The 24,908-nt window shown below is 70.6% G+C and carries 21 protein-coding genes; 14 read left to right on the top strand and 7 right to left on the bottom strand.

The window, feature by feature from the left end; all coding sequences use genetic code 11:
• The first annotated feature begins 97 nt into the window (after positions 1–97).
• The gene (locus ACSU6L_RS13690) at positions 98–643 is read left to right on the top strand and encodes a hypothetical protein (protein ID WP_437056750.1); all 546 of its coding nucleotides are present in this window, start codon (positions 98–100) and stop codon (positions 641–643) included.
• On the opposite strand, the gene ACSU6L_RS13685 is transcribed toward ACSU6L_RS13690, so the two are convergent.
• Positions 640–2,007, bottom strand: coding sequence for a M14 family metallopeptidase (locus ACSU6L_RS13685; RefSeq protein WP_437056748.1), 1,368 nt, complete (start codon positions 2,005–2,007; stop codon positions 640–642). The genes ACSU6L_RS13690 and ACSU6L_RS13685 overlap by 4 nt on opposite strands.
• A 374-nt stretch (positions 2,008–2,381) precedes the next feature.
• Here ACSU6L_RS13685 and ACSU6L_RS13680 point away from each other — a divergent pair, with 374 nt between their 5' ends.
• From ACSU6L_RS13680 to ACSU6L_RS13650, 7 genes are all read left to right on the top strand, one after another.
• Positions 2,382–4,805: an ATP-binding protein gene (locus ACSU6L_RS13680; RefSeq protein ID WP_437056746.1), complete on the top strand. Its 2,424-nt coding sequence runs from the start codon at positions 2,382–2,384 to the stop codon at positions 4,803–4,805.
• Positions 4,806–4,874: 69 nt separating this feature from the next.
• Positions 4,875–5,777 (top strand): anti-sigma factor RsbA family regulatory protein, encoded by a 903-nt coding sequence (locus ACSU6L_RS13675; RefSeq protein ID WP_437056744.1) that lies wholly within the window; start codon positions 4,875–4,877, stop codon positions 5,775–5,777.
• 155 nt (positions 5,778–5,932) lie between these two features.
• Entirely contained in the window at positions 5,933–6,355 is a 423-nt protein-coding gene (locus tag ACSU6L_RS13670) for an ATP-binding protein (RefSeq protein WP_437064876.1), read from the top strand.
• 152 nt (positions 6,356–6,507) lie between these two features.
• Entirely contained in the window at positions 6,508–7,833 is a 1,326-nt protein-coding gene (locus ACSU6L_RS13665; protein ID WP_437056742.1) for an Nramp family divalent metal transporter, read from the top strand.
• Between the two features lie 115 nt (positions 7,834–7,948).
• Positions 7,949–8,458 (top strand): SigE family RNA polymerase sigma factor, encoded by a 510-nt coding sequence (locus ACSU6L_RS13660; protein ID WP_437056740.1) that lies wholly within the window; start codon positions 7,949–7,951, stop codon positions 8,456–8,458.
• Between the two features lie 62 nt (positions 8,459–8,520).
• On the top strand, positions 8,521–9,843 hold the full coding sequence (locus tag ACSU6L_RS13655; protein ID WP_437056738.1) for a hypothetical protein: 1,323 nt from the start codon (positions 8,521–8,523) through the stop codon (positions 9,841–9,843).
• Between the two features lie 82 nt (positions 9,844–9,925).
• Complete coding sequence (locus tag ACSU6L_RS13650; protein WP_437056736.1) at positions 9,926–10,342, top strand: hypothetical protein; 417 nt, start codon at positions 9,926–9,928, stop codon at positions 10,340–10,342.
• A gap of 42 nt (positions 10,343–10,384) precedes the next feature.
• Here the strand turns inward: ACSU6L_RS13650 and ACSU6L_RS13645 are convergent, their stop codons facing one another.
• From ACSU6L_RS13645 to ACSU6L_RS13620, 6 genes are all read right to left on the bottom strand, one after another.
• Positions 10,385–11,614, bottom strand: a complete 1,230-nt coding sequence (locus ACSU6L_RS13645) for a DUF1266 domain-containing protein (protein ID WP_437056734.1) — start codon at positions 11,612–11,614, stop codon at positions 10,385–10,387.
• 147 nt (positions 11,615–11,761) lie between these two features.
• A complete protein-coding gene (locus ACSU6L_RS13640; protein WP_437056732.1) occupies positions 11,762–12,352 on the bottom strand; it encodes a hypothetical protein in 591 nt (196 codons plus the stop codon).
• On the bottom strand, positions 12,315–16,772 hold the full coding sequence (locus ACSU6L_RS13635) for a putative T7SS-secreted protein (protein WP_437056730.1): 4,458 nt from the start codon (positions 16,770–16,772) through the stop codon (positions 12,315–12,317). The genes ACSU6L_RS13640 and ACSU6L_RS13635 overlap by 38 nt, the downstream gene beginning before the upstream one ends.
• 11 nt (positions 16,773–16,783) lie before the next feature.
• Positions 16,784–17,260: a hypothetical protein gene (locus ACSU6L_RS13630; RefSeq protein WP_073940291.1), complete on the bottom strand. Its 477-nt coding sequence runs from the start codon at positions 17,258–17,260 to the stop codon at positions 16,784–16,786.
• On the bottom strand, positions 17,257–17,733 hold the full coding sequence (locus ACSU6L_RS13625) for an SseB family protein (RefSeq protein WP_437056728.1): 477 nt from the start codon (positions 17,731–17,733) through the stop codon (positions 17,257–17,259). Before ACSU6L_RS13625 ends, ACSU6L_RS13630 begins: the two co-directional genes overlap by 4 nt.
• Before the next feature lie 94 nt (positions 17,734–17,827).
• Positions 17,828–19,534, bottom strand: a complete 1,707-nt coding sequence (locus tag ACSU6L_RS13620) for a chitinase (protein WP_437056726.1) — start codon at positions 19,532–19,534, stop codon at positions 17,828–17,830.
• Between the two features lie 277 nt (positions 19,535–19,811).
• Here ACSU6L_RS13620 and ACSU6L_RS13615 point away from each other — a divergent pair, with 277 nt between their 5' ends.
• The 6 genes from ACSU6L_RS13615 to ACSU6L_RS13590 are packed head-to-tail and all read left to right on the top strand — an operon-like array spanning position 19,812 to position 24,893.
• Entirely contained in the window at positions 19,812–20,726 is a 915-nt protein-coding gene (locus ACSU6L_RS13615) for a hypothetical protein (RefSeq protein WP_437056724.1), read from the top strand.
• 48 nt (positions 20,727–20,774) lie between these two features.
• Positions 20,775–21,482 carry a Flp pilus assembly protein CpaB gene (gene cpaB / locus ACSU6L_RS13610; RefSeq protein ID WP_437056722.1) on the top strand — a complete coding sequence of 236 codons (708 nt, stop codon included), beginning with the start codon at positions 20,775–20,777 and terminating at the stop codon, positions 21,480–21,482.
• A gap of 9 nt (positions 21,483–21,491) precedes the next feature.
• The gene (locus ACSU6L_RS13605) at positions 21,492–22,748 is read left to right on the top strand and encodes an AAA family ATPase (protein ID WP_437056720.1); all 1,257 of its coding nucleotides are present in this window, start codon (positions 21,492–21,494) and stop codon (positions 22,746–22,748) included.
• A gap of 2 nt (positions 22,749–22,750) precedes the next feature.
• Complete coding sequence (locus tag ACSU6L_RS13600) at positions 22,751–23,152, top strand: TadE family protein (RefSeq protein ID WP_079186802.1); 402 nt, start codon at positions 22,751–22,753, stop codon at positions 23,150–23,152.
• Between the two features lies 1 nt (position 23,153).
• A complete protein-coding gene (locus ACSU6L_RS13595) occupies positions 23,154–23,537 on the top strand; it encodes a TadE/TadG family type IV pilus assembly protein (protein WP_437056718.1) in 384 nt (127 codons plus the stop codon).
• Between the two features lie 18 nt (positions 23,538–23,555).
• The gene (locus ACSU6L_RS13590; RefSeq protein WP_437056716.1) at positions 23,556–24,893 is read left to right on the top strand and encodes a CpaF family protein; all 1,338 of its coding nucleotides are present in this window, start codon (positions 23,556–23,558) and stop codon (positions 24,891–24,893) included.
• Positions 24,894–24,908: the final 15 nt, after the last annotated feature.

The following is a 24,908-nucleotide window of genomic DNA, read 5'->3' as shown; positions in this document are numbered from 1 at the left end:
AAGGGGAGCCCCACGGGGGAGCGGCGGCCCTCGCCATGCCGAGTGCGGGGCGAGGGCTGGCTGTTCCCGGCACAGGTATGTCGTCCATACTTCCGCCGTGGAGCAGCGCATAGGACCCAGCATTCAGCCCCTGCAAGGCGCCGCGGCCGACCCGGCGTTCGTCCCCGGCATCACGGGCCCGCGCCCCGAGGAGCCGGAGGAGACGGCGTCCGCCGAGGCGGAGGAGACGGCCGTCACCGAGGAGGCCGTTGAGGAGGAGCCGAGGGAAGCGGCCCCGGAACCGGAGGAATCCACCGAGGACGGCCCCGTGTTCGAGGCCGCCGACCGGCGCGCCCGGATCGTCGCCGACGGCAGGGGCGTACGCCTGAGCCTCGACGAGGAGGCCTGCGAGTTCCGCTGGGACGAGATCGGCGCGGTCGAGACCGCGACCGCCCGCTTCGGCAAGCGGTTCACCGTCACCGTGCACACCCCTGACCGGCGCTGGTACCCGATCGAGATCGAGGCGCCGGCCAGGGCGAGCTTCAAGGAGTGGGAGTCACAGCTCGACGCGGTGCTGGACGCCTACTTCGAGGAAGACGAGAAGGCGCAGGAAGGCGAGAGGGCACAGCAAGACGCGAAGGCCGAGGAGGGCGAGAAGGCCTAGCAGTACTGGGCTTCCTTCCCGATCGACCGGTACATGCAGTCCGCGTTCTCCAGCAGCTGCAGCACCGCGTCCCGGTTGCGTGAGGTCTCCCGCTCGATCACCTCGTCGGGCGGGTAGAACCCGCCTCCGCCGGACCTCGGGTACATCTCGAAGGTGTATCCGAAGATCTTGTGCACGCCCCAGAGGTAGTCGTCGATCGACCCGTCGGTGATGTACAGGTCGCTGGACTGTTCCGGCGTGTAGCCGTTGCTGGCGGCCATCTTCTGACCGACCGTCGCGAAGGCGTTGCGGTCGTCGGCGGTCATGCCCGTGGTCGTGTCGGAGTACGTGTACCCGAACGGCCACAGCACCAGCTCGCTGTAGGTGTGGAAGTCGATGCCCGCCTTGATCTGCTGCGTGCCGCCGACGACCCGGCTGCGCACGAAGTCGGAGACGACCTTGACCTCCTTCGCCGACTCGGGCGCCGAGCCCCGGTAGGTCTCGGAGGACGTCGAGCCGGACGAGCCGCCGCAGCAGCCCCAGCGGTAGTTCCAGTTCCGGTTGAGGTCCGTGCCGACGTACGACGAACCGGAGTTGGGCTGCCGGTTCTTGCGCCAGGAGCGGTAGGAGCCGGACGCGATGTCGTACTCGCCACCGTCCGGGTTGAGGTCCGGGATGATCCAGATCTCGCGGTTGTTCACCATGCCGGTGACCCGGGAGTCGGTGCCGTAGTCGGAGGTCAGCTCGCGCAGCAGGTAGAGCGCCATCTCGACGGTCAGGTGCTCACGGGCGTGCTGGTGGTGGGTGAACAGCACCTCCGGCTCGGACTCGTCCGCGGCCACGTTGTCGCTGATCTTGATCGCGACGATGTTCCGGCCCTGGTACGAGGTGCCGATCGTGCGCTGGGAGGCGATCGACGGGTTGGCGGCGACGATGGAGTTGATCTCGCTCGTCATCTCCGCGTAGTTGTGGTAGCGCGAGTCGGCCGACGGGAAGTCGTACAGCCGGATCTCGTCCGACCCGGCCGACCGGTCCGGCACCGCGCCCAGCGGGCTGACGTCGTAGCCGAGCCGGCGTAACTGCCGGATCTGTTCCGCGCGGCCGGAGATCACGACGCCGTGCCCGTGGACCTCGTCCACGGAGACGCCGGCCCGCTGGAGCGCGGTGCGGTCCTCGGCCGTCGAGCGCAGATGGACCTCGTACTGGCGGATGTCGTCCGCCGAGGCGGTCGCCTCTGCCGCGCTGACGGCGGTGGCGTCGGTGGCCGTCGCCGAGAGGGGTGCGGCGAGGGCGAGGGCGAGCAGGGCGGCGAGCGCGGCGGTGCGTCTGCCGCTGCGGGCGCCCGCGCCCGGGGGAGTGTTCTTGCCGCGAATGCGAAGTCGCATGAAGTCTCCTTGTTTCTCCGGGGATTCCGGGGTCTCCGGGATCTCCGGAGTCTCCGGAAGTGGGGAGTGGAGCGGTGGGGGTGGTTCTCCGGTGCGACGGTGCGGTGGTGCGGCGTGCGGGTGTGGCGCTCATGGTGCGGTGATGGCATGAGCAGGTCAATAGGTCGCGGGGTGCCGATGGCCTGAAGCAGACGGAAAACGGCTGCGCAGTGTACGCGGGGCCGCCGGTCCGGGCGGCCCGCCCGGCAAAGTGCACCCGCGGGTGTGAGCGCCGCGTGCATATATGTGGGGGCCGGGGCAGAGTGAGGGTCCGCGGACGGGCAGCCGCGGACTGTTGCCGACTCCCAGCTCCCACCCCAGAGGACAGGCTGATCATGGGCGGATCAGCGCCACGACGGGACTGTCAGCTGCCGGTCGAGACCACCAGCTTCGTCGACCGGCGGGACGAACAGGCCGAGGGCCGCGACCTGCTGGCCCGGGCCCGGCTGGTCACCCTGACCGGACCGGGCGGCGTCGGGAAGACGCGCCTCGCCGCACGCATCGCGGCCCGTGTCGCCCGCGCCTTCCCCGACGGCGTGCGCTTCGTCCACCTCTCCGGCCTGCACGACCCGGCCCTCGTACCGGTCGCCGCCGCCGACGCGCTCGGCCTGCACGACCACTCGGCGCAGCCCCCGCTCGACGCCCTCGTGGACCAGGTACGGGAACGGCGGCTGCTCCTCGTCGTCGACAACTGCGAACACCTCCTCGCCGCCTGCGCCGAACTGGCGGCCGCCCTGCTGCACGGCACCACCGGCGTACGCGTCCTCGCCACCAGCCGGCACCGGCTCGGCCTCACCGAGGAACACCTCATGGAGGTACGGCCGCTGCCCGTACCCGACCCCGACGGAGATCTCTCCGCCGCCGACGCCAACCCCGCCCTCGCCCTCTTCGCCGACCGCGCCGCCGCCGTCGTCCCCGGCTTCCGCCTCACCCCCGGCAACCGGGCCGCCGTCGCCCGCCTCTGCCGGCGCCTCGACGGACTGCCGCTCGCCATCGAACTCGCCGCCGTCCGGATGCGCGTCCTCGGTGTCGAACAGCTCCTCGAACGTCTCGACGACCGCTACCGCCTGCTCTCCTCCGGCAGCCCCGCCGTCCCGCCCCGCCACCAGACGCTGCGCGCCGCCGTCGACTGGAGCCACGAACTCTGCAGCCGGCAGGAGCAATTGGTGTGGGCCCGCGCCTCCGTGTTCGCGGGCGGCTTCGACCTGGACGCGGCGGAAGCGGTGTGCGCCGACGGTGAGCGAGTGCGCTCGTACGACGTCCTCGAAGCCGTCGCCGGGCTCGTCGACAAGTCCGTGCTGTGCCGCGAACCCGGCCCGGACGGCGTCCGCTACCGCCTGCTCGACACCCTGCGCCACTACGGCCTGCAGCAACTGCGCCGGCTTCCCGGCGAGGAGCTCGCCGCCCGGCGCCGCCAGCGCGACTGGATGCTGACCCGCGCCGCCGCCTGCGAACAGGCCTGGTTCGGCCCGGGCCAACGCGCCATCGTGGCCCGCCTCCGCGCCGACCAGGACAACCTGCGGGCGGCACTGGCGTTCAGCCTGACGGGTACGGGCGGAGGAGAGGGTGGCCTCGCCGGTGATGCCGGTGATGCCAGTGGTGCCGCCCGCGCTGACGCCGGTGGTGAGTCCGCCGTACTCGCCGGCCCCACCCCCGGCGAAGCCCTCGCCGGCCTCCGGCTGGCCGGGACGCTCTGGTTCTACTGGCATGCCTGCGGTGCCCCCCGCGAAGGCCGCTACTGGCTCGACCGCGCCCTGGACGCCAACCCGGAACCCACCCGCGAGCGCGCCCGTGCCCTGTGGGTCTCGGGGCTGCTCGCGGGCTGCCCCGAAGACCTCACCCGGGGCCTGCGGCGGGCCGAGGAGGCCGCCGCGCTCGCCCGGCGGCTCGGCGACGAGGCGGAGGCCGCGCACGCCGGTTACGCCATCGGCGTCATCCGGCTGTTCAGCGACGACCTGCCCGCCGCCCTCGCCCACTTCCGCGCCAGCGTCGCCCGGGGCCGCGTCCCCGGCCAGCACCCCAGCCTCGTCGGCCTCGACCGCGTCGAACTCGCCTGCGCCCTCGGCTTCCTCGGCGAGGCCGACCAGGCGATCACCGTCTGCGAGGAGACCCGGCGGCTGTGCGAGGCGCACGGCGAGGAATGGGTGCTGTCGTACGTGCAGCGCATGCTGGCCCTCGCCCACACCGTGAAACAGGACTGGCCGCGGGCCGAACACCACGCCCGCGAGGCCCTGCGCCGCAAACTCGCCGTCCACGACATCACCGGCATCGGCCTCACCCTGGACCTCCTCGCCCAGATCGCCGGCCAGGACGGCGCCCCGGAACGCGCCGCCGTGCTGCTCGGCGGCGCCGACCGGGTCTGGGCCGACGTCGACCGCGACCGCTGGGGCTCCGCCGCACTCGGCGCCGCCCGCCGCGGCACCGAGACCCGGGCCCGCGAGGCCGTCGGCGCCCAGGACTTCGAGCGGGCGTACGACCGGGGCGCCGCGCTGGGCCTGACGGAGATCGTCGGCTACGCCCTTGAGGAGCACCGGCCGCCCGAACCGCCCCAGCCGGAGCGGCCCCCGCAGGGCGTCCGCCTGACCCGGCGCGAGACGGAAGTCGCCGAACTCGTCGCCGAGGGACTGGCGAACCAGCAGATCGCCGACCGCCTGGTGATCGCCCGCCGGACTGCGGAGGGCCATGTGGAACGCATCCTCAGCAAGCTCGGCTTCAGCAACCGCAGCCAGATCGCCGCCTGGGTGACGGCCCAGCGCTGACCCCGCCGAACCACCCCCCACACCCCGATTCACCCGTACCGACCCACCCCGCATCCGACAGGAACCCCCATGACCACCCGACCAGCCAGCCCACCCCGCCCCTTCGACCACCGCATGGCCGTCCACAGCTCCGACGAGGAGTTCCTGGCCACCGCCCTGTCCTTCCTCGCCGAGAGCCTCACCGCCCCCGACGAGCCCCCGCCCGTCGCCATCGCCGCTCCCGCCAAGCTGGACCTGCTGCGCGTCGCCCTCGCCGGTGACGCGGCACGCGTCGTCACCGTCCCGCACACCGACTGGTACACGGGCTCCGCCGCCAACGCCATCGCGCAGGCCGCCGGTTACCTCACCGCGCACGCCGGCCCCGGCGGCCGTATCCACCTCCTCATGGAGCCCGACTGGGGCGGCCGGGCGGGCCGCTCCGCGCGCGAGTCCGCCGAGTGGATCCGCTACGAGGCGCTGGCCAACCTGCTGTTCGCCCCGTTCGCCACCACCGCCCTGTGCGTCTACGACACCCGTACCGCGGGCCCCGCCGTGATCGCCGCCGCCCGCCGCGCCCACCCCGACACCGAGGTGTACGCCGATCCGCTGCTGGTCGCCGCCGAGCTGGACGCCGTACCACTGCCCCCGGCACCGCGGGACGCGCACCGGCTGGACACGCCCGACCCGCACGCCGTCCGCGCCTGGGCCGTCGCGCGGGGACTGGCCGCCGCGGAGGCGGAACTGTTCGCCACGGCCGTGGCGGAGGCGGCCGTGGACCCCGTGACCGGCGTCCTGCTGTGGGGCGAGGCCCCGTCCTGCGTCTGCGAACTGCGCTCCGCGCGCCCGGTCGGCGACCCGCTCGCCGGCTTCGTCCCGCCGCCCGCCACCGAACCGGCACCCGGCCAGGGCCTTTGGTTCGCCCGCCAGGTCTGCGCGTACGTGGACGTACGAGACGACGCGGCGGGAACCTCGGTACGCCTCCAGTACGCCTAGCCCGCACGGCCGGGCACTGCCACGCAGGTATGGAAACGGGTAGTCCTCCCCGTGTGCCGGACCCACCCCCGGGACAACCTGAACCCATGCTGAGACCCGCCGGGGGCGTCCTCCCGGACCCTCACCCCGAGTACGGCGCCTACCCCCAGCCCCCGATGGGCGCGGGGTACGCCAGCGTCGAGTACGACCCCCGTCCCTCCGCGGTCGGCGAGGCCCGCGCGCAGGTGCGCAGGCAGCTGGAGGGGTGGGGGCTGGCGGAGCGGGACGGCCAGGACGACCTGGTGGCCACAGCCGAACTCCTCGTCAGCGAGCTGGCCACCAACGCCCTGCTGCACTCCGCGAGCCGCTTCCGGCTCACCCTGTCCGCCGCCCACGGGGTACTGCGCTGCGAGGTCGCCGACGCCGGCCGCCGCGTACCTCAGGTGCTCCAGGCGGGCACCTCGGAGAGCGGCCGGGGCATATACCTGGTGGACGCGCTCGCCCGGCGCTGGGGCTGCCATCAGGACGGGCCGGGCAAGACCGTCTGGTTCGAGCTCGGCACGTGCGCGTGCGACGGCTGCGGTCGGCGACAGCCGTAGCACGTGGCAGGCGGCCCGGGCAGCCCGGGCCCCGGCGGCACAGCCGTCCGCTGGGGCCCCTCGTCACCCCGCGCACCGCCGACTGAGCGTAAAGAGTGGAGATCGCGTACGCCCTCTTGCCGCGAAGCGGACCATCCGCTTTCTTGACCTGCATGGCGGACACCACGGGAAACACCACGGCATCCCAGGTCGGCGGATCGGCGACGCGGTCCACACCCCGCAAATCGAGCTGGAAGTACATCGGCCCCGGAATCGTCGTCGCAGCGACCGGTGTCGGCGCCGGCGACCTGGTCGCCACCCTCATCGCGGGCAGCAGCTTCGGCTACACCCTCCTCTGGGCCGCGATCGTCGGCTGCCTCGTCAAGATCTCCCTGGCGGAGGCGGCGGGCCGCTGGCACCTGTCCACCGGCCGCACCCTGTTCGACGGCTGGGCGAGCCTCGGCCGCTGGACGACGTACTTCTTCGCGTCGTACCTGGTGATCTGGGGCTTCGTCTACGGCGCCGCGGCGATGTCGTCGAGCGCGCTGCCGCTCCAGGCGCTCTTCCCCGACGTCATGGACCTGAAATGGTGGGGCGTGGCCTGCGGTCTGGTGGGCCTGGTCTTCGTCTGGTTCAACAAGTACGCCGTGTTCGAGAAGGTCATGACGGTCCTCGTGGGCGTCATGTTCGTGGTGACGGTGTACCTGGCGATCAGGGTCACCCCGAACCTGGGCGAGGCCTTCGCCGGCCTGCTCCCCGTCCTCCCCGACGAGAAGGACTCCATCCTCAACACCCTCGGCCTCATCGGCGGCGTGGGCGGCACCATCACCCTCGCGGCCTACGGCTACTGGGTCAACGCCAAGGGCTGGACCGACACGGGCTGGATGAAGGTGATGCGCCTGGACAACCGGGTCGCCTACGCGACGACGGGCATCTTCGTCGTGTCGATGCTCTTCGTCGGCGCGGAACTCCTGCACTCCGCGAACGTGGCCATCGCCAGTGGCGACAAGGGCCTGATCCAGCTCACCGACATCCTGGAGGCCGAGTACGGCGCGGCGACGGCGAAGTTCTTCCTGATCGGCTTCTTCGCCACGTCGTTCACCTCACTGATCGGCGTCTGGCACGGCGTGAGCCTCATGTTCGCCGACTTCGTCGCCCGCTACCGCCGAGGCGACGAGGCTAAGGGCAAGGAGATCGCCGCCGGCACCCGCGAACGCTCCTGGCCCTTCCGCGCGTACCTGCTCTGGCTGACCTTCCCGCCCGTCATCCTGCTCTTCCAGGGCCAGCCCTTCCGCCTGATCATCATCTACGGCGTCCTGGGCGCGGCGTTCCTGCCGTTCCTGGCGGGCACACTGCTGTGGCTCCTCAACTCGGGCCGCACCCCTAGCGAATGGCGCAACGGCTGGCTGAGCAACGGCATGCTGGCGCTGGCCGGACTGCTGTTCCTGATCCTGTGCGTGAAGCAGATCTGGGACCAGCCGTGGTCGGAGTTCTTCTGACGGCACGGATTCTTACGGCAGACGTGAAACATTTCCCGGCCCCCACCGCATCGAAGAGGTGACGGCGACGGCAAGGTGACGGAGCGGCGGGTCACCGGTTGGGCGGGGAGCACGGATGAGACAGCGGCGGGCGGACGAGTACGCGGAGTTCGCGGCGGCACGCAGCGGACACCTGTACCGGTCCGCCTGCCTGCTCACGGCCGGGGACACCCACCTCGCCGAGGACCTCGTCCAGGAGACCCTGGGCCGGCTCTACGTCAGCTGGAACCGGGTCAGCCGGGCCGGCAACCCCGCCGCGTACGCCCAGACCGTGCTCACCCGCACCTTCCTCGCCCAGAAGCGGCGCCGCAGCAGCACCGAGCGCGCGACCGACGTACTCCCCGAACAGGCGGACGCCACCGGTGACGACACACCCCTGCGCCTGACCCTTCTGGAAGCACTGGCCCGGCTGCCCGCGAAGGACCGGGCGGTGGTCGTGCTGCGCTACTGGGAGGACCGCAGCATCCAGGAGACGGCGGCCGTCCTGCACGTCAGCTCGGCGGCCGTACGCACCCGGTGCGTACGCGCTCTCGCGCGGCTGCGCGAACTGCTCGGCGAGGACATGACCGAGTACGCCGCGACCTGAGCTTCTTCATTCACCTCACCTCTTCATCTCACATCTCACGACTCCAGAAACGGCGGTTCGCCATGCCCGCAGAGCCCACAGAGCCCACACAGGACCCCTTCGAGAACCGGCTCGGCGCCGCCCTGCGCGAGACCGGCGACACCTTCGACACCGACCGCCCCGCCCTGATCGCCGCGGGCCAGGCACGCGGACGCCGGATGCGGCTGCGCCGCCGGGCCGCGGTGTTCGGCGGCGCGGCGAGTCTCGTGGCGGTGGGCGTGAGCGCGGCACTGGTCCTTCCCGGAAACGGGAGCGGCACCGGCACCGCCCCCGGCGGCGGGGGTGGAGCCCAGTCCGTCGGCCGCGCGGGCACGGCGTCCGCGACCACGAGCACACCCGCCCCCGAAACCGCCGAGGAGCTGATCGCCACGCTGAAGTCCCTGCTTCCGCCGGGGAAGGTGACCGGCGAGCGCGGAGACGGCACGGCAGGGGGCTCGCCGTACGCGCATGTCGTGTTCGACGACGGGGAGGGCCCCGGCGCCGTCTCCGTGGGTCTGAGCCGGGTGGAGCCGGGCAGCGAGTCGGCACGCCAGGTGACCGAGTGCCCGGCCAAGGCCTTCGTCGCGCACGACGCGTGCAGCACGACCCGGCTGGCGGACGGCTCCCTGCTGATGATCTTCCAGGGGTACGAGTACCCGGACCGGCGCGTGGACACCAAGCGCTGGCAGGCCGAGCTGGTGACCGCCGAGGGGCAGCACATCAGCGTGAGCGAGTGGAACGCCGAGGCGGAGAAGGACGCCCCGATCACCCGGGAGGAGCCCCCGCTGTCCCCGGAGGAGCTGGCGAAGATCGCCCAGGCGTCCGCGTGGCGGGCCGCGATCGACGCGATCCCGGAGCACCCGAAGGGCAAGCCGTCCGCAGGGACCGGCAGCGGGGACGAGGGTAGGAACCCTGGGGCAGGCGGCGAGGCGCCCCCGGCCGCGGACGGCACGACCGTCGTGAAGACTCTCAAGAAGCTGCTGCCCAAGGGCCTGAAGGTGGTCTCGGACGGCGGCCAGGAGACCGAGTACGGCTACGTGGTCGTGGACGACGGCAAGGGCCGGAGCATGGTCCAGATCAACGTGCAGGCCGGCATGTCGGACGTCGCCGACCAGCTCTTCGGCCCCGACTCTCAGACGCTGGAGGACGGCACGAAGGTCGTCGTCCGGCAAGGCCCCGGCGAGAAGGGCGGCGAGGGCGTCGTCATGTGGACCGTCGACACCATGCGCCCCGACGGCCGCAGGGTCGTGATCAGCGCGTTCAACTCCGGTGCGCAGCACACTGCCGCCACCCGCGAGACCCCGGCCCTGACGATCGGGCAGCTCCGCGAGATCGCCCTCGACCCGCAGTGGCCGACCCTGCTCTGAACCACCCGAGGCGGCGGACCGCCCGGCACCGGCGGACAGTTATCCTCATGGACCTCACCACGTTCCCGGGGGACCTCCGCCAATGACCACGCAGCCGCCGCCATACGGCAACCAGCCCGCCTACGGCCCCCCGGTGCCACCCCCGCCGACAACGCCCCCGGCGGGCTTCGGCCCACCCCCGCCGCAGTACGCCCCGCAGCCACCCCAGCCGGTCGCAGCGGGCCCGGAGTTCATGGCAGTGGACCGCCACAGCTCCATCATCGTCGACACCGAGGGCGTGACCTTCGAGATCAACGACGTGATCGCCGAATTCCCGTGGCCGGAAGTCCGCAGCGTCCACTACAAGGCGAGCCCGTCGGGCAAGCACCTCATGATGGGGGTCGTCCATCTCGACGGCCGCTTCTACGAGTGCGTGGTGGAGGCGAAGCCCCGGACGAAGCTGGGGGAGTGGTTCACCCAGTTGCAGGCGGTGCTGGGGTACTACCGCCCGATGGGCTGATGGTTCACCCTGGGCTGCGCGGTGGCGAGGAGTACGGCCGGTCTACCGGAAGGGGATGTTGAGCCAGGGACTGTGGGGGTGGGACGTCAGAATCCGGTGGGCGTCGACCATGTTGGTGTACCACTCCCCGAACTCCTCCTCGTCGAAGTGCAGACAGCGCCCGAGGATGTACCCGGCGGAGAAGTCCTGCCACGATCTGTACGACAACGCCGCGGAGCGCCCGGCCTCGATGACGGCAGCCTCGGCCTCGTACAGGGTCCCGAACCGGGCCCCCAGGCCCCACCGTGCCATCTTCGAGGCGCGTCCGAGATCCCAGGCTTCGACAGAGGAGACATAGCGGTTCTCGTCCAGCACTCCGTCGGCCCGCATCCGGGCCTCGTACCGGGTGATGCGCCCGATGAGATGCTGCAAGCCTGCGACGCGGGCCTCGACCTCGGCGCTCGGGTCGGGCTCGGTCCTCGTCACGCCTTCGGCGCTGACGGTGACGGAACCGCCTGCCCGCGCACGGAGCACGTTGGCGACGGCCTGCCGCCAGTACCCGACATCGACGTGCCCGCCGAAGTCGCGAGCGATGGAGCGGCGGACACTGAGCACGAAGTCCCAGACACCGCTGTGGGACTCACAGGCCAGGAGGTCCCGCAGAGCGGACTGCCATTCCTCACGTGTGGAGATCCCCCACCACTCGCGAAGCCGCTCGCGTTCGCCGGCGTATCCGGTGCCGTGCCAGCCCATGGCGTTCCACAGCGAGCCGTTGTTGACGCACAGCAGGGCGCCGCAGGCGAGACCGTGGGCGACAGGGCCGTGCAGGGCGCCGCCGACGCGAAGAGTGCGCAGCCGCATGGAGATGCGCTCTTCGGCTGCGCGCTCGGCTGCCTGCGACCAGTCCGTCGAGCCGGGCGGGCCGTAGGGCAGCACGACCTCGCACGGGCTGCCGGGATTTATCGCGATCCAAGACGGGCTCTTCTCACTCCAGACTCGGGAAATCCACCACAAGCGCGCCCGCGCATACACCACATTCGGCTGCGGTGCCGGCAGCATCCCGTCGGTGAACAGCTCCCACCGCATAGCCCCGGTGTGAGGGTCCTCAAAGTAGCGACGAGGACACAGCTCAGGCGTCTTGTCCAGCATCTCGCGGTCCGACTGGTAGTAGAGATTCACATACGCGAGGGCGTTGTAGAACGCCGCCCAGTCATTACGCTGTTTGGCCTCGAACAACACCTCTTCGATATCCGTCGGCGGAATCCAGGAAAGTGGTGGCGGCCCGAACGGCACGTCATTTTCTCCCATGTCTCTCAACGGTCATCGGGATGACTTCAATGCGACACCTCGATAAATGGATGCGGTTTTCTCGCCAAATTTCTGCCTCCTCCGCTCCCTGTTCTCCACGAATGGACTGCAGCTTCCCTCGCGGTCGTGACTTCATGGCAGGTCCGGGATCAAGGACAGCCATGCTGAAAGCTTCCCGTGCAAAGGATCACTCATGGGGAACAAGCCCTCGACGCAGCGCAAGGGGGTCAACAAGTTTTTGACGCGCCGGAGTTGCAGCACCTCCTGGCGGGGCAAGGTCCGCCAGTGCACGGCGTCGGTGCGTAGCTCGTCGGGTGTCCTCCCGATCTCCCGGAAGACGGCTTCGCAGAGATCGGCCGGGTCGCGAAGCCCACGGTCCTGTGTGGCCCCGAATGATCGGATGGCGTTGACGCGAACGTAGGCCTCGTCGGTCAGGGCTGCCTTCCTGTCCGTCTCGGATGCTTCCGTCTTGCGCTGAATCGCCGCAAGGGCAAGGTGGGCCCATCGCAGGCGCATCTCAGTGGGCAGACGGGCATCCTCCATCCGCCCGACAGCCAATTCTCGCAAGGTTTCCCATAGTTGCCGGTCAGTGTTGCCGTGCCCGGCCCGGGCGGCGACCTGTTCCAGCTCTTCAATGGATCGGCGAGACATGTTTCTCAGTGCGAAGTTCTGCGCTGATGGCTCGTCATTCCAGGAAGATGATCCCTGCACGTTCGAACGCATCCTTTCCTACCTGGAGGCTTTCCAGGGAAGGCAAATAGTGGCCACTGTTATTGTTTATGTCTATACCGAAGTAGCTGCCGCTTTCTCCGGCCAGTTCTGCTTCACCCGCAGCATGCACTGGTCCTCCGCGGGTCAGCACGGGATGCTTGAGCTCCACTCCGTTAACATGCTTAGGCATGACGAGCAGCTCGCCGTATTGATCGACAACCCACTTGATTGTTCCGGAGTTGATTGCTTCGTCAAATCCACTGTCGCCCACCCGTAGCGGCCCTACGCCAAGCCTCTCCGCCTGCGCCAATTCACCTTCGAGCAGCTCAGGTAGCTTGTTCTCATAGGGGGCCAGCCCGAAAGGATCAGTCAGGCGGTGCGGGTTGCGGACGTAGGTGGCCGCGTTGGGGGCGGGACTGAGGCCGAGGGGGTCGGGGTTGAGGTAGCGGGCGGTTTCGGTGTCGTAGTGTCTGAAATAGTTGTAGTGCAGCCCCGTTTCCGGATCGTAGTACTGGCCCGGGAAGCGGAGAGGTATGTACGAGGTGCTGTTCGATGCCCAAGCGGTGGTGCCCCACAGGGTGCTTCGTGTTCGCCATGCAATTCTCCCCTGCTCGTCGAAAAGCTCGGTCGGGGTGCCGACCAAGTCCGAGACGATAGAGAAGAAACGGGAGTCGATCTCCTCCTGGGGGGAATCGGCAGCCAGAATGCGCTCGATCTGGGCTATGGGCTGCATGCCCTGGTGGTCCCAGGTGAGGGTGACCGGGTTGGGCAGGTCCGGAGAGGTCGTGGTCTGTTCGCACAGGGTCGTGCCGTCCCAGGTGAACAGCACCCGCTCGACCACTGTTTCGCCGTCCTCCGCCAGGCGGAGCTTCGCCGTGCGGCGCCCCAGGGGGTCGTACGTGTAGCGCCAGCGCGTGCCGTCCGGGGTCGTCACCGACGTCAGGCGGTCCTCGGTGTCCCATTCGTAGCGCCAGGTGTCCGGCTTGCGGGACAGGCGGGGCTTCTGGCGCAGGGTGACGCGGCCCAGTTCGTCGTGTTCGTAGCGGACTCGGCCGGCCCGGGTGATGCGGGTGCCTGTGTACTCGCGGTCGCCCACCGCTTCCGCGCCGGGGTGCGACGCCGGCCAGGACGCCGACGTCTGGTTGCCCGCCGCGTCGTACGCGTACGTCTCCGTCCAGTTCGCCGCGTGCACCGCCGTCACCCGGCCCGCCGGGTCCAGGTCGAAGCGGCGCGGGCCGGAGAGCTGGTCGTCGATGCCGATCAGGTTGCCGTCGGCGCGGTACGTGTACGAGCGGTGCTGGATCCGCGTCCCGCCAGCTCCGGTCACCGATTGCGTCGTCAGGCGGCCGAGCTGGTCGAAGGCGTGTTCCAGGGTGACCGTCGCGCCGATCCGACGGGTCAGTTCGCGGCCTGCCGCGTCGTAGGTGAAGTCGATCGCGCGGCCCGAGGCGACCATGCCTGTGCGGCGCCCCGCCGCGTCGTACCCCCAGGTCGTCGTCGCGCCGGTCGGGGTCGTGCGGCCCGTTCGGCGGCCCAGGTCGTCGTAGGTGTATGTGAGTGTCCGGCCGTCTACCGTCTCCGAGAGCAGGCGGCCGAACTCGTCCCGTGAAAGTGCCAGGGTCGTGCCGTCCGGGCCCGTCGCCTCCGCGAGCTGGTCCGTCTGGTCGTACGCGAAGGTCGTGACCTGGCCCGCGGCGTCCTTGCGGAGCACCTGACCCAGTTCGTTGCGTTCGAAGCAGACGGTCTCGCCGAGCGCGTTCACCCGCGACGTCAGGCGGCCCGCCGCGTCGTACTCGTACGTCAGGCGGCGGTCGTCGAAGTCCGTCTCCGTGATCAGACGGCCGGCCGGGTCGTATTCGTACGTCCATGTCAGGCCCTGCGGGTTGGTGACCTTCGTCAGCCGCAGTTCCTTGTCGTGGTCGAAGTCGTAGCGGACGCCGTCCGGGCCCGTACGGGACGTCAGTAGATCGAAGTGGGTGTACTCGTAGCGCGTGACACCGCCCATCGGGTCGGTGTGGGTGGTGCAGTTGCCTTCGCCGTCGTACGTCCAGCTCTCTGTTGTGCCGTCGGCGGCCGTACGGCGGGACAGGCGGCCCTCTACCGTCCACTCCAGGCGGGTCGTCGCGCCGGTCGGGTCCGTGATCGTGACGGGTCGGCCGAACGCGTCACGGCCGTAGCGGGTGATCGCGCCCAGAGGGTCCGTGATCTCCACGGGGAGCCCTGCCGCGTCGCAGCGGACCGTTGTCGTGTGGCCCAGCGGGTCGGTCACCGACGTGAGGTGGCCGGCCTCGTTGTAGGTGAAGCGGGTGGTGTGGCCTGCCGGGGTCGTCACCGCCGTCCTGTTGCCCCGGTCGTCGTACGTCTGGCGTACGGCCGTGCCGTCCGTGTTCACCACCCGGACGGGCAGCGCCAGCTCGTTGTACTCCGCCGTCGTCTCCCGGCCGTCGGCTCGGACGACCGACGCCAGGTTGCCCGCCTCGTCGTAGCGGAACGACGTGACGTGGCCCAGCGGGTCCGTGCGGGACAGGACGCGGTTGTGGCGGTCCCGTTCGAAGCGGATGGTCGCGCCCAGCGGGTCGGTCTCGGCGACCACCTGGCACAGATCGTTCACCAGGTAGCGGTGGACGTGGCCGGCACCCGTGGTCGCCGTCGTCGTCCGCAGGCCCGTGTGCGGGTCGCGGTCGCCGTACTCCAGGCGCAGGGTCATGTGGCCCTCTGCGCCGCCCTCCGCGACACAGCGGTCCCGGTCGTCGTACTCGTACGTGTAGCCGCGGTCGTTCGTGTCGGTCCAGGAGGTGATCCTGCCCGCCTCGTCGTACGTGAACTTCAGGGGCCGTCCCGATGAGTTCACGACCTCCGTCAGGTCGCCCGCCTCCGAGTAGCCGTAGCGGATCAGTTCCTGGTCGGCGCCGGCCAGGTGCAGGGCCGTGATGCGGTGGTCCTCGGTCGTGATGCGGATGCGGTAGCCGCCGCTGTGGGCGATCGCGGCCGGGGCGCCGTCCTTGTCGTACTCGAAGGTGATCCAGTTGCCGTTGCGGTCGTCGATCTGTTCCAGCCGGGCGTGGGCGTCCGTCTGGTCCTCGAAGTGCCAGACCCGGCCGGTCGACGGGTCGGTGATCCGGTACCCCTCAGGGTCCCGGTGCAGGGGCCAGCGCGGGCCCTCGGTCGGCAGGGTCGGCTCGCCACCGGGCTCCGGGTGCGGGTAGGCGAGGAGCAGGCCGTCCTCGTGTACGAAGACGATGCGTTCCTCGTCCACTTCCAAGCGCTGGTCCACCGTGTTGGACCATGACGGGCCGAACCAGCGGCCCGCCCGGTAGCCGGACTCCGCGCGGCGTTTGAAGACCAGCGGGAGGGTGCCGGGCAGCGTGATGTCCGTCTGGGGGAGGTACATCTTGCCGGTGGCGAGGTCGACGGGGTCGGTCGGGTTGTTGGCCACACGCTGGCCGGGCTCGCTGTGGGCGCCCGGTTCGGAATTGTTGAGGTGGCTCGCGCCGGTGCCCAGGCCGGTGTCCTTGCCCAGTCCATTGACCCCGTCCAGCCGACGTGCGAGCCCCGCCGATCCGCCCACCGCAACCCCGCCGGCCAGGCTCGGCGCCAAGTAGCCCAGCATCCGCACCGGGTCCTTCTCGAACGCGTCCCAGGTGTTCACCGTGCCCTGGTAGAAGTCCTTCGAGAAGGCGACGGGGTCGCGGACGGCCCCGATGCCGCCGTCGATGACCATCCCGGCGTCGTGGAGGTAGGCGCCGGGCTCGGTCAGCAGGCGGCCGGGGTTCACCGCGAGGGCGAAGTCGCCGAAGTCCTCCGCGGCCTCCTTCGCACCGCCCTTGAAGCGGGACCACGCGCTCGGGCGGTTCGGCGCCTTCTCCGCGGCCTTCCCCAACTCCCGCTTGGCGGTGGCCGCCGCCTCCTCGACGTCGCCCTGAGCGGTCTGGATCCTGCCGACCAAGTCGGCCATCAGCGTCTTGCCCGGGTCGGCCGACGGCGGCTTGGTGGCGCCTGCCGTGTCGCCCGCCTTCGTGTCGCCCGCCTTCACCGCCGCGTTGTAGTCCGTCACCGCCTTGTCGTACGTGCGCGACAGCTCACGGGCGGTCGGCGCCTCGTTGTCGATGATCTGCGCGGTGAGGCGCTGGGCCGTGTCGAGGGTGTTCCGGTAGGCCAGCACCGCCAGGCTGGCCGCGACGAACGCGTCCAGCGCCGTGTCCAGGTCCTTGGGGAGGCGTTTGACCGTGTCGCGGAACACCTCGGCCGCCTCGCCCTGCCAGGGGTCGGTGTTCAGCTTGCGCAGCTGTTCCGCGCCCTGGCCGAAGTGCGCCGCCGCGCCGGCCAGCTTCTTGATGAGCTCGTCCAGTTCGGACGGTTTGCCGGGTATCCAGTCCTGGACGGTGTCCCCTTCGGCGATCCATGCCCGGCGGCGGAAACTCTTCTCGGTCATCGTTTACGCCTCTACTCCCCGCCGGTGCCCTGCTCAGTGCTCTCCGTACGCGGCCTGAACTGCTGCTCCTTGCCCGTGATGCCGTGCCCCTCCAGCCACGACGTCACCGGCCGGTCGTCCTTCTGCTGCTTCTGCAGCTCGACCATCCGCGCCTCGTACGCCACCTTCGTATCGGTGACGAGAAAGGTGTTGATCACGGAGGCGAGCGCGGCCACGATCACGTCGGCGTCGTCCGCGATGCAGCCGAGGCCGTGGCTCCACTTGGCGAGGAAGGAGTCGACGGCGTCCGTCACCTCGCTCGCGCCGGTCTTGTCGAGCGTGTTCAGCGCCATGAACTCGAGTCGCTGTTCGGCGCTTTCGCCGGCGAGTTTGCGTGCCGCCTCGGTCGACTCCTCCAAGGGGCGGGCTATCGATTGGAGGAACTGCACCTCGTACTTGAAGTCGCCGCCGTCGGCGCCTCTGGGTACCAGCCAGGATTCACCGCTCATGCCGTCGTGCTCCCCCCGTTCCGGTACGAGATGTGCAGCACCGGCTCGGTGTCGCCGATGGCCGCCGACGCCAGCCGCACCGCGTGGTCCGCGGCCGGGTCCAGCCACACGTCCAGTCCGGGTGGCAGGAGGTCGAGTACGTCGGCGCCGGTGGTGGAGAACCACGGGCCCTCGCCCGCGAACAGGGCGAACTGGTCGAGGGAGGAGAAGACGGGGATCAGGCGGTCGGCTTTCGCCGCATCCCGCCTGTCTTCGGCGTCCATCAGGTCCAGGAGACTCGAACGCGGGCCCTCGCCAGGTGTCGTCGCCCCGGCCGCCGATGCGGGCACCGTGAGAAAGCCCGGCTCGTCCGGTCGTTCGCAGTACACCCGTGCCCTGATGAACGCGTCGAAGACGTCCTGCGGCGGGGCCAGTCCCTCCCGCGCCCGCCGCACGACGTCAATCAGGTCGACGGCTTCCCCCTCCGTACTCATGTTCCCAAAGATCACATGGGGTGGTTACGGAGAGCAAAGCGGCTCACACGTTTTCGGTCCACGGCTTCGATCCGATCCGTGGACTCCGGCTCGGCTACGGCAGCGCGTGCACGTGCGGCCCCACCGCGTTCGACCACGCGTTGCCCGCCGTCGCGTCCCAGTTCGTGGACCAGGTCATCGCGCCCCGCAGGTCGGGGTAGGTCCGCGAGGGCTTGAACGACCCGCACCCCGTGCCCTTCGTCAGACAGTCCAGCGCGTTGTTCACCACGGAAGGCGAGACGTACCCGCTGCCCGCGCCCCGCGTCGACGCCGGCAGGCCCAGGCCCACCTGGGACGGGGCGAGGCCGCCTTCCAGCTGGATGCAGGCCAGCGCCGTCAGGAAGTCCACCGAGCCCTGGCTGTAGACCTTGCCGTCGCAGCCCAGCATGGAACCGCTGTTGTAGTACTGCATGTTGACGACCGTGAGGATGTCCTTCACGTTCAGCGCGGTCTGGAAGTACGAGTTCGAGGTCGACTGCATGTCGATGGTCTGCGGGGCCATCGTGAGGACCATCGACGGGCCCGCCTTCGCGGACAGGGACCGGAGCGCCTGCGTCATGTACGTCGCGTTGAGGCCGTTCTCCAGGTCGATGTCGACGCCGTCGAAGCCGTACGTCTGCATCAGGCCGTAGACCGAGTTGGCGAAGTTCGTCGCGGACGTCGAGTCGTTTACGGTGACGGTGCCGCGTTCGCCGCCCACCGAGATGACGACCTTCTTGCCGGCGGCCTGCTTGGCCTTGATGTCGGCCTTGAACTGGTCGACGGTGTAGCCGCCCAGCCCCGCCGAGTCCAGGTTGAACGTCACCGCGCCCGGCGTCCCGGTGGCGTCGGCGAAGGCGACCGCGATGATGTCGTACTGCGCCTGGACGTCCGACAGCTTCTGCACGGTCGCGCCGTTGTTGAAGTTCTGCCAGTAGCCGGTCACCGCGTGCTTGGGCACGGAGCCGCCGCCGCCTCCGCCGCCGGTGGGGGAGGTCGTCGCGTTCACCGTCGCCGACTTCGGTGACTCACCCGCCGCGTTCGTCGCCGTGACCTGGAAGGAGTACGACGTGGAGGCCGCGAGGCCCGTCACGGTGGCAGAAGTGCCGGTGACCGCGGTGACCTTCGTACCGTTGCGGTAGACGTTGTAGCCGGTCGCGCCGGACACCGTGTTCCAGTTGAGGGAGACGGACGACGACGTCGTGCCCGCGACCGTCAGGCCGCTCGGGGCGCCCGGGATGGTCGGGCCCGGGTCGGTGCCACCGCCGCCGTCGGGGCCGAAGACGGAGATGTCGTCCGCGTGGTACGCCGCCTGGCCGTACCAGCCGTGGGTGTAGATCGTCACCGAGGTCGTCGAGGACCCGGTGGTGAAGGTGGTCCGCAGCTGCTTCCAGGACGTGCTGTCCGGGGTCCACGTCGAGACGTCCGTCGTGCCGGTGCCGGTCGCGCCCAGGTAGGCGTAACCGCCCTGGACCCAGGCGCTGAGGGTGTACGTCGAGTTGGGCTTGACGGCGACCGTCTGCGAGCAGCGGGCGTTGTCCTGCCCGGCGGGCGTCGCCTTGAGCGCGGCCGAGCCGCCGTGCACGGGGGAGGTGACGGTCGTTCCGCTGCCCGCGGAGCAGGTCCAGTTGCTCAGACCCGATTCGAAGCCCGCGTTCTTCGCGTTGTTGATGTCTGCGGCGGACGCCTGGACGGCGGTGGTGAGGGAGAGGGCGAGGGCGGCGGTGGCGGCGCCGGACCACAGGCGTATGCGCCTGTTTCTCCGTCTGTGTACGAGGTCCACTGGGGCCTCCGTTGGGGAGTGGGGGTCGTGGGTCCTTCGGGACGACGGTGGCCACCGCTGACCCCTCAAAGTTGGTCTAGGCCAATTGAGTTGTCAAGAGGTCCAGACCAAACTCCCGGTTTCTGGGGGATGCTTCGAAAGGGTGCCGCTTCGGGTCCCCGGTGCACACAACCTGTCCCGTTTTGGCGTGACTTGTGCGAAGGCAGTTGCTCGCGAGCTACACAAACGCTGTTCTCCGGTCGCAGAGGCGTGGATACAGTGCTGACGTAGTCACGCAATGAAGTCATCTCGGTGCGTCGGAGTCACCCCGGCGGACCGACCGGCGCGAGACGGGGAGCTGCGCGTGCCAACTGCCATTGCCGTGACCAGCGCCGACCTGGCGCTGCCGGCGCAGGACGAGCGGACGCTGCCCGCGGTCGTGCTGAAGGACCTGGACCGGCGTCCGCTGGAGCAGGTGCTCGCCGAGGTCGTGGCCGTCCTGGAGACCCACGGCCACCTCGTCGTCGTCCACTCCGCGGCCGCACCCGCCGCCGTCGAACGCCGGCTGCGCACCGTCCGCTCCCTGCTGGAGACCGACCGGATCGCCCTCTTCAAGCCGGAACTGCCGCCGCTCGGCGTCGCCGTCCTCGCCCGGCAGCTGCGCCAGCTCGCCTCCTGCGACCTCGGCCCCGGCGTCCTCGCCTCCGCCGGCCGGCTGCTCACCCACTACATCCACGCCGGCGCGCTGCTCGGCTCGGTCGCCCGCCTCGAACGGGTCCCCGTCGACCTCAAGGCGCACGCCAAGTCCTGGGTGCCCGGCAGCCAGTTCGCCGTCGTGGCGCACCCGCAGCCGCAGCTCGTCCGCCTCGCCCCCGGCGCCGCCCTCACCGGCCCCGAGTTCGGCACCTGGATGCTCACCGCCAAGGGGCAGCTCCAGTCCGACTGGGTCACGGGCACCCTCGGGCCGTCCTGGAAGGTGCAGGGCCTGCGGGAGACGGCGCTGCCCGCCGAGTCGCCCGCCTGGTGGGGGACCGGGAAGCTGATCGAGTTCTGCTCCTACCTGCCCGACCTGTCGGTCCTCTACCAGCTGGTCGGCTCGGTCCGGCAGAGCAGCTGCCGCTGGTGCGGCATCGACGTCATCGGCGACCGCTGCGTGTTCTGCTCCGCCACCGCGCCACCTCCCGCGCAGCACCACCAGCTCACCGCCGGGTGAGCACCCGAGAAGCCCCGACCGCCACCCCCCGATGAGGTTGCCCGCTTCATGAACTCCCGTCAGCGCCGCGGCGTGATACTGCTCCTCCTCTCCGTCCTGTGCGCCCTGGGCGCGTTCGCGGGCGTCCTGTCCGTCGTCAACGACGTGAAGTCCAAGGTCGGCCCCGAGGTCGCGGCGTACCGCCTGAAGCAGCAGATCGAGCCCTACACACCGCTGTCCGCCGCCCAGTTCGAGAAGGTCTCGATGCCCGAGCGGTGGCTGTCGCCCAACGCGGTCCGCGACCTGTCCGAGATCCGCGGCAAGATCGCGGTCACCACGCTGCAGAAGGGCTCCCTGCTCCAGACCGACATGATCGTGAAGCGGCCCGCCCTGGAACCGGGCGAGCAGGAGGTCGCCATCATGATCGACGCAGCGACCGGCGTCGCCGGGAAGATCACCGCGGGCTCCCGGGTCAACGTCTACGCCACCTTCGAGGGCGAGCGGGAGGGCGACCCCGACCAGTCCAAGATCATCGTCACCGACGCCCGGGTCATCGACGTCGGCGAGCTGACCGTCCTGACGCCCGACGAGAACGACCGGGGCCGGGAACCCACCGACGCCGTCCCCATCACCTTCGCCCTGTCCGCCCTCGACGCCCAGCGCATCACCTACGCCGAGTCCTTCGCCCAGCGTGTCCGGCTCGCCCTGGTCGCGCCCGGCGGCGACTCCGCGATCCCCGAAGAGGACCGGACGTACGAACTCGCGAAGGACAAGTGAGAGGCCCGTATGCCCACGAGGATCCTGCCGGCGGTCGGCGACGCGGACGCGGCGCGCTCCGTCACCACCCTGCTCAGCCAGCTCCCGGACGCCGAGCCGGTGGCCCCGGTGGTGGACTCCACCCAGCTCGTCGACACCCTCGCCCGGCTGGCCGCCGAGTCCGTCGACGAACTCCCCGAGGTGGTGGTCGTACACGAGCGGATCGGCCCCGTCCCCGCCCTGGAGCTGATCCGCGAGGTCGCCTTCCGCTTCCCGGCGGTCGGCGTCATCCTCGTCACCTCGGACGCGAGCCCCGGCCTCTTCCAGGCCGCCATGGACTCCGGCGCCCGCGGCCTGGTCACCCTCCCGCTCGGCTACGAGGAACTCGCCAGCCGGGTCCAGGCCGTCTCCCAGTGGTCGGTCGGCGTACGCCGCCACCTCGGCCACGGCGGCGACGTGTTCACCGGCGTCGGCGGCACGGTCGTCACCGTCAGCGGCGCGAAGGGCGGTGTGGGCGCCACGGTCACGGCCGTCCAGCTCGCGCTCGCCGCCCAGACCTCCGGCCGCAGCACCGCCCTGGTCGACCTTGACCTCCAGGCCGGGGACATCGCCTCCTACCTGGACGTCCAGTTCCGCCGCTCGGTCGTCGACCTCGCCGCCATCACCGACATATCGCCACGCGTCCTCGCCGACGCCGTCTTCCGCCACGACACCGGCCTCGCCCTGCTGCTCGCCCCCGCCGAGGGCGAACGCGGCGAGGAGGTCACCGACCGCGCCGCCCGCCAGATCGTCAGCGCCCTGCGCTCCCGCTACGAGACGGTCGTCGTCGACTGCGGCACCCAGCTCACCGGCGCCGGCGCGGCCGCCGTCGAGATGGCCGACACCGCCCTGCTGCTCACCACCCCGGACGTGGTCGCCGTACGCGGCGCCAAACGCGCGGTGCGCATGTGGGACCGGCTCCAGATCCGCAAGGCCGAGGAGACCACGGTCGTCGTCAACCGCCACACGCGCGGTACGGAGATCCAGCCCGCCCTCATCCGCAAGATCACCGGCACCGCCGTGGCGGCCACCGCGATCCCCGCCAACTTCAAGGAACTCCAGGCCGTCGTGGACGCGGGCCGCCTGCACGAACTCGACGCCAGAAGCACGGTCAAGCAGGCGCTGTGGAGCCTCGCCGGCGAACTCGGCCTGGTCAAACCGGCGGCCGGGGACCGCCGGGCCGGCGGCCGGTTCCGCGGCGACCGGGGCGCGGCGGGCTTCCGGCGGCGCAGGGACGCGGGGGGATGAGCATGCGCGGGCGGATACGGAGGCGCCCGGTGCGAAGCCGGGACCGCGGCCAGGTCACCGTCGAGTTCCTGGGGATGACCCCGCTGATCCTGATCACACTGGTGCTGCTGTGGCAGTTCGTACTCGTGGGGTACACCTTCGTGCTCGCGGGGAACGCTGCGGACGAGGCGGTGCGCGCCGCCACGGAGGTGGCCCCGGGCGAGCGCCAGGGCGCCTGCGAGGCGGCCGGGCGGGACAAGCTGCCGGGGGCCTGGGAGGGGGGCGCGCAGGTGAGCTGTGCGGGCGGGGGCGGCTATGTCACGGCCGACGTCACCCTCAAGGTGCCCGTCCTCTTCCCCGGCGCCGCCGACTTCCCCTTCGAGGTGAAGGGACACGCCGGCGCGGTCGAGGAGGAGACGGACTGAGATGCCGTACGTGACGCCGTACGACAGGGACCCGGGGCGAGGAAGGGGCCGTGACCGTGGCCAAGTCGCCCTCGAGTACCTCGGCTTCATCCCGATCCTGATCCTCGTCGCGCTGGCCGCCGTACAGATCGGGCTGATCGCGTACGCCGCCCAGCAGGCCGGCACGGCCGCCCGCGCCGGCGCCCGCAGCGCCTCCCTGGACGGGCCGTTCGCGGCGGACTGCCAGGCCGCCGTCAGCGGCTGGCTCGCCGACGGGACGACCTGCACCGGCGGCGGGGGCGGCGACGAGGTGGAGGTCACCGCGACCGTCGACATCCCCTCCGTCGTCCCCGGCTGGGACTTCGGCGACGCCCACAAGTCCGCCACCATGCCGCGCGACCACTGACCGAGGAGCACCGGAGCCATGAGCCTGCGGGCACGCATCAACTCCCCCGAGGAGCACGGCACTCGGGGCGAGGACGGCCACCTCGTCGCCTCCTACCGCGCCAAACTCCTGGAGGAGATCGACCTCGCGGAGATGAGCGCGCTGGCCGCCGCCGAACGCCGGGCGCGGCTGGAGCGGGTGCTCGGCCACATCATCAGCCGCGAGGGCCCCGTACTGTCCACGGTGGAGCGCTCCCAGCTGATCCGCAGAGTGGTCGACGAGGCGCTGGGCCTCGGCATCCTGGAACCGCTGCTGGAGGACGCCTCGATCACCGAGATCATGGTGAACGGCCCCGACGCGATCTTCGTGGAGCGCGGCGGCCGGGTGGAACAACTCCCGTTGCGCTTCGCGTCGAACGACCAGCTGATGCAGACCATCGAACGGATCGTGTCCACTGTCAACCGGCGGGTCGACGAATCGAACCCCATGGTCGACGCCCGCCTCCCCTCCGGCGAGCGCGTCAACGTCATCATCCCGCCGCTCTCCCTCACCGGGCCCACGCTCACCATCCGCCGCTTCCCGCGCTCCTTCACCCTGCACGAGCTGGTCGGCTTCGGCTCCCTCGACGAGCACATGCTGTACCTGCTCGCCGGGCTCGTGCAGGCACGCTTCAACATCATCGTCTCGGGCGCCACCGGCACGGGGAAGACCACCCTGCTCAACGCCCTCTCCGGCCTCATCCCGGAGTACGAGCGGATCATCACCATCGAGGACTCCGCCGAACTCCAGCTCCAGCAGCAGCACGTCATCCGCCTGGAGTCCCGCCCACCGAACGTCGAGGGAAAGGGCCAGGTCACCATCCGCGACCTGGTCCGCAACTCCCTCCGTATGCGCCCCGACCGCATCGTCGTCGGCGAGGTCCGCGGCGGCGAGTCCCTGGACATGCTCCAGGCCATGTCCACCGGCCACGACGGCTCGCTGGCCACCGTCCACGCCAACAGCGCCGAGGACGCCCTGATGCGGCTCCAAACCCTCGCGTCCATGTCCGACGTCGAAGTCCCCTTCGTCGCCCTGCACGACCAGATCAACAGCGCTGTCGACGTCATCGTCCAGCTCACCCGCTTCGCCGACGGCGCCCGCCGCGTCACCGAGATCGCCGTCCTCGACAGCCACGGTGGAGAGCCCTACCGCCTGGCCACCGTGGCCCGGTTCGACGCCCGGCCGATGACGTCCGACGGCCGCGTCCACGGCACCTTCCAGTACTTCCCGCTGCCGCGCCGCACCGCCGACCGCCTCTACATGGCGAGCCAGCCCATCCCCCAGGCGTTCGGCGTCGCCCACACCGAGGACCAGCTCGCCACCCGAGAAGCCAGATAGGCATGGACCAGGTAG

The organism is Streptomyces sp. enrichment culture, assembly GCF_964272855.1.
GTDB lineage: Bacteria > Actinomycetota > Actinomycetes > Streptomycetales > Streptomycetaceae > Streptomyces.
This window is presented reverse-complemented; position numbering and strand designations above follow the sequence as displayed.

Excerpts from the sequence above, each read along its gene's own strand:
- ACSU6L_RS13685 (WP_437056748.1), bottom strand. The coding sequence starts at position 2,007 with ATGCGACTTCGCATTCGCGGCAAGAACACTCCCCCGGGCGCGGGCGCC.
- ACSU6L_RS13680 (WP_437056746.1), top strand. The coding sequence starts at position 2,382 with ATGGGCGGATCAGCGCCACGACGGGACTGTCAGCTGCCGGTCGAGACC.
- ACSU6L_RS13675 (WP_437056744.1), top strand. The coding sequence starts at position 4,875 with ATGACCACCCGACCAGCCAGCCCACCCCGCCCCTTCGACCACCGCATG.
- ACSU6L_RS13670 (WP_437064876.1), top strand. The coding sequence starts at position 5,933 with ATGGGCGCGGGGTACGCCAGCGTCGAGTACGACCCCCGTCCCTCCGCG.
- ACSU6L_RS13665 (WP_437056742.1), top strand. The coding sequence starts at position 6,508 with ATGGCGGACACCACGGGAAACACCACGGCATCCCAGGTCGGCGGATCG.
- ACSU6L_RS13660 (WP_437056740.1), top strand. The coding sequence starts at position 7,949 with ATGAGACAGCGGCGGGCGGACGAGTACGCGGAGTTCGCGGCGGCACGC.
- ACSU6L_RS13655 (WP_437056738.1), top strand. The coding sequence starts at position 8,521 with ATGCCCGCAGAGCCCACAGAGCCCACACAGGACCCCTTCGAGAACCGG.
- ACSU6L_RS13650 (WP_437056736.1), top strand. The coding sequence starts at position 9,926 with ATGACCACGCAGCCGCCGCCATACGGCAACCAGCCCGCCTACGGCCCC.
- ACSU6L_RS13640 (WP_437056732.1), bottom strand. The coding sequence starts at position 12,352 with ATGCGTTCGAACGTGCAGGGATCATCTTCCTGGAATGACGAGCCATCA.
- ACSU6L_RS13635 (WP_437056730.1), bottom strand. The coding sequence starts at position 16,772 with ATGACCGAGAAGAGTTTCCGCCGCCGGGCATGGATCGCCGAAGGGGAC.
- ACSU6L_RS13630 (WP_073940291.1), bottom strand. The coding sequence starts at position 17,260 with ATGAGCGGTGAATCCTGGCTGGTACCCAGAGGCGCCGACGGCGGCGAC.
- ACSU6L_RS13625 (WP_437056728.1), bottom strand. The coding sequence starts at position 17,733 with ATGAGTACGGAGGGGGAAGCCGTCGACCTGATTGACGTCGTGCGGCGG.
- ACSU6L_RS13615 (WP_437056724.1), top strand. The coding sequence starts at position 19,812 with ATGAAGTCATCTCGGTGCGTCGGAGTCACCCCGGCGGACCGACCGGCG.
- cpaB (WP_437056722.1), top strand. The coding sequence starts at position 20,775 with ATGAACTCCCGTCAGCGCCGCGGCGTGATACTGCTCCTCCTCTCCGTC.
- ACSU6L_RS13605 (WP_437056720.1), top strand. The coding sequence starts at position 21,492 with ATGCCCACGAGGATCCTGCCGGCGGTCGGCGACGCGGACGCGGCGCGC.
- ACSU6L_RS13600 (WP_079186802.1), top strand. The coding sequence starts at position 22,751 with ATGCGCGGGCGGATACGGAGGCGCCCGGTGCGAAGCCGGGACCGCGGC.
- ACSU6L_RS13595 (WP_437056718.1), top strand. The coding sequence starts at position 23,154 with ATGCCGTACGTGACGCCGTACGACAGGGACCCGGGGCGAGGAAGGGGC.
- ACSU6L_RS13590 (WP_437056716.1), top strand. The coding sequence starts at position 23,556 with ATGAGCCTGCGGGCACGCATCAACTCCCCCGAGGAGCACGGCACTCGG.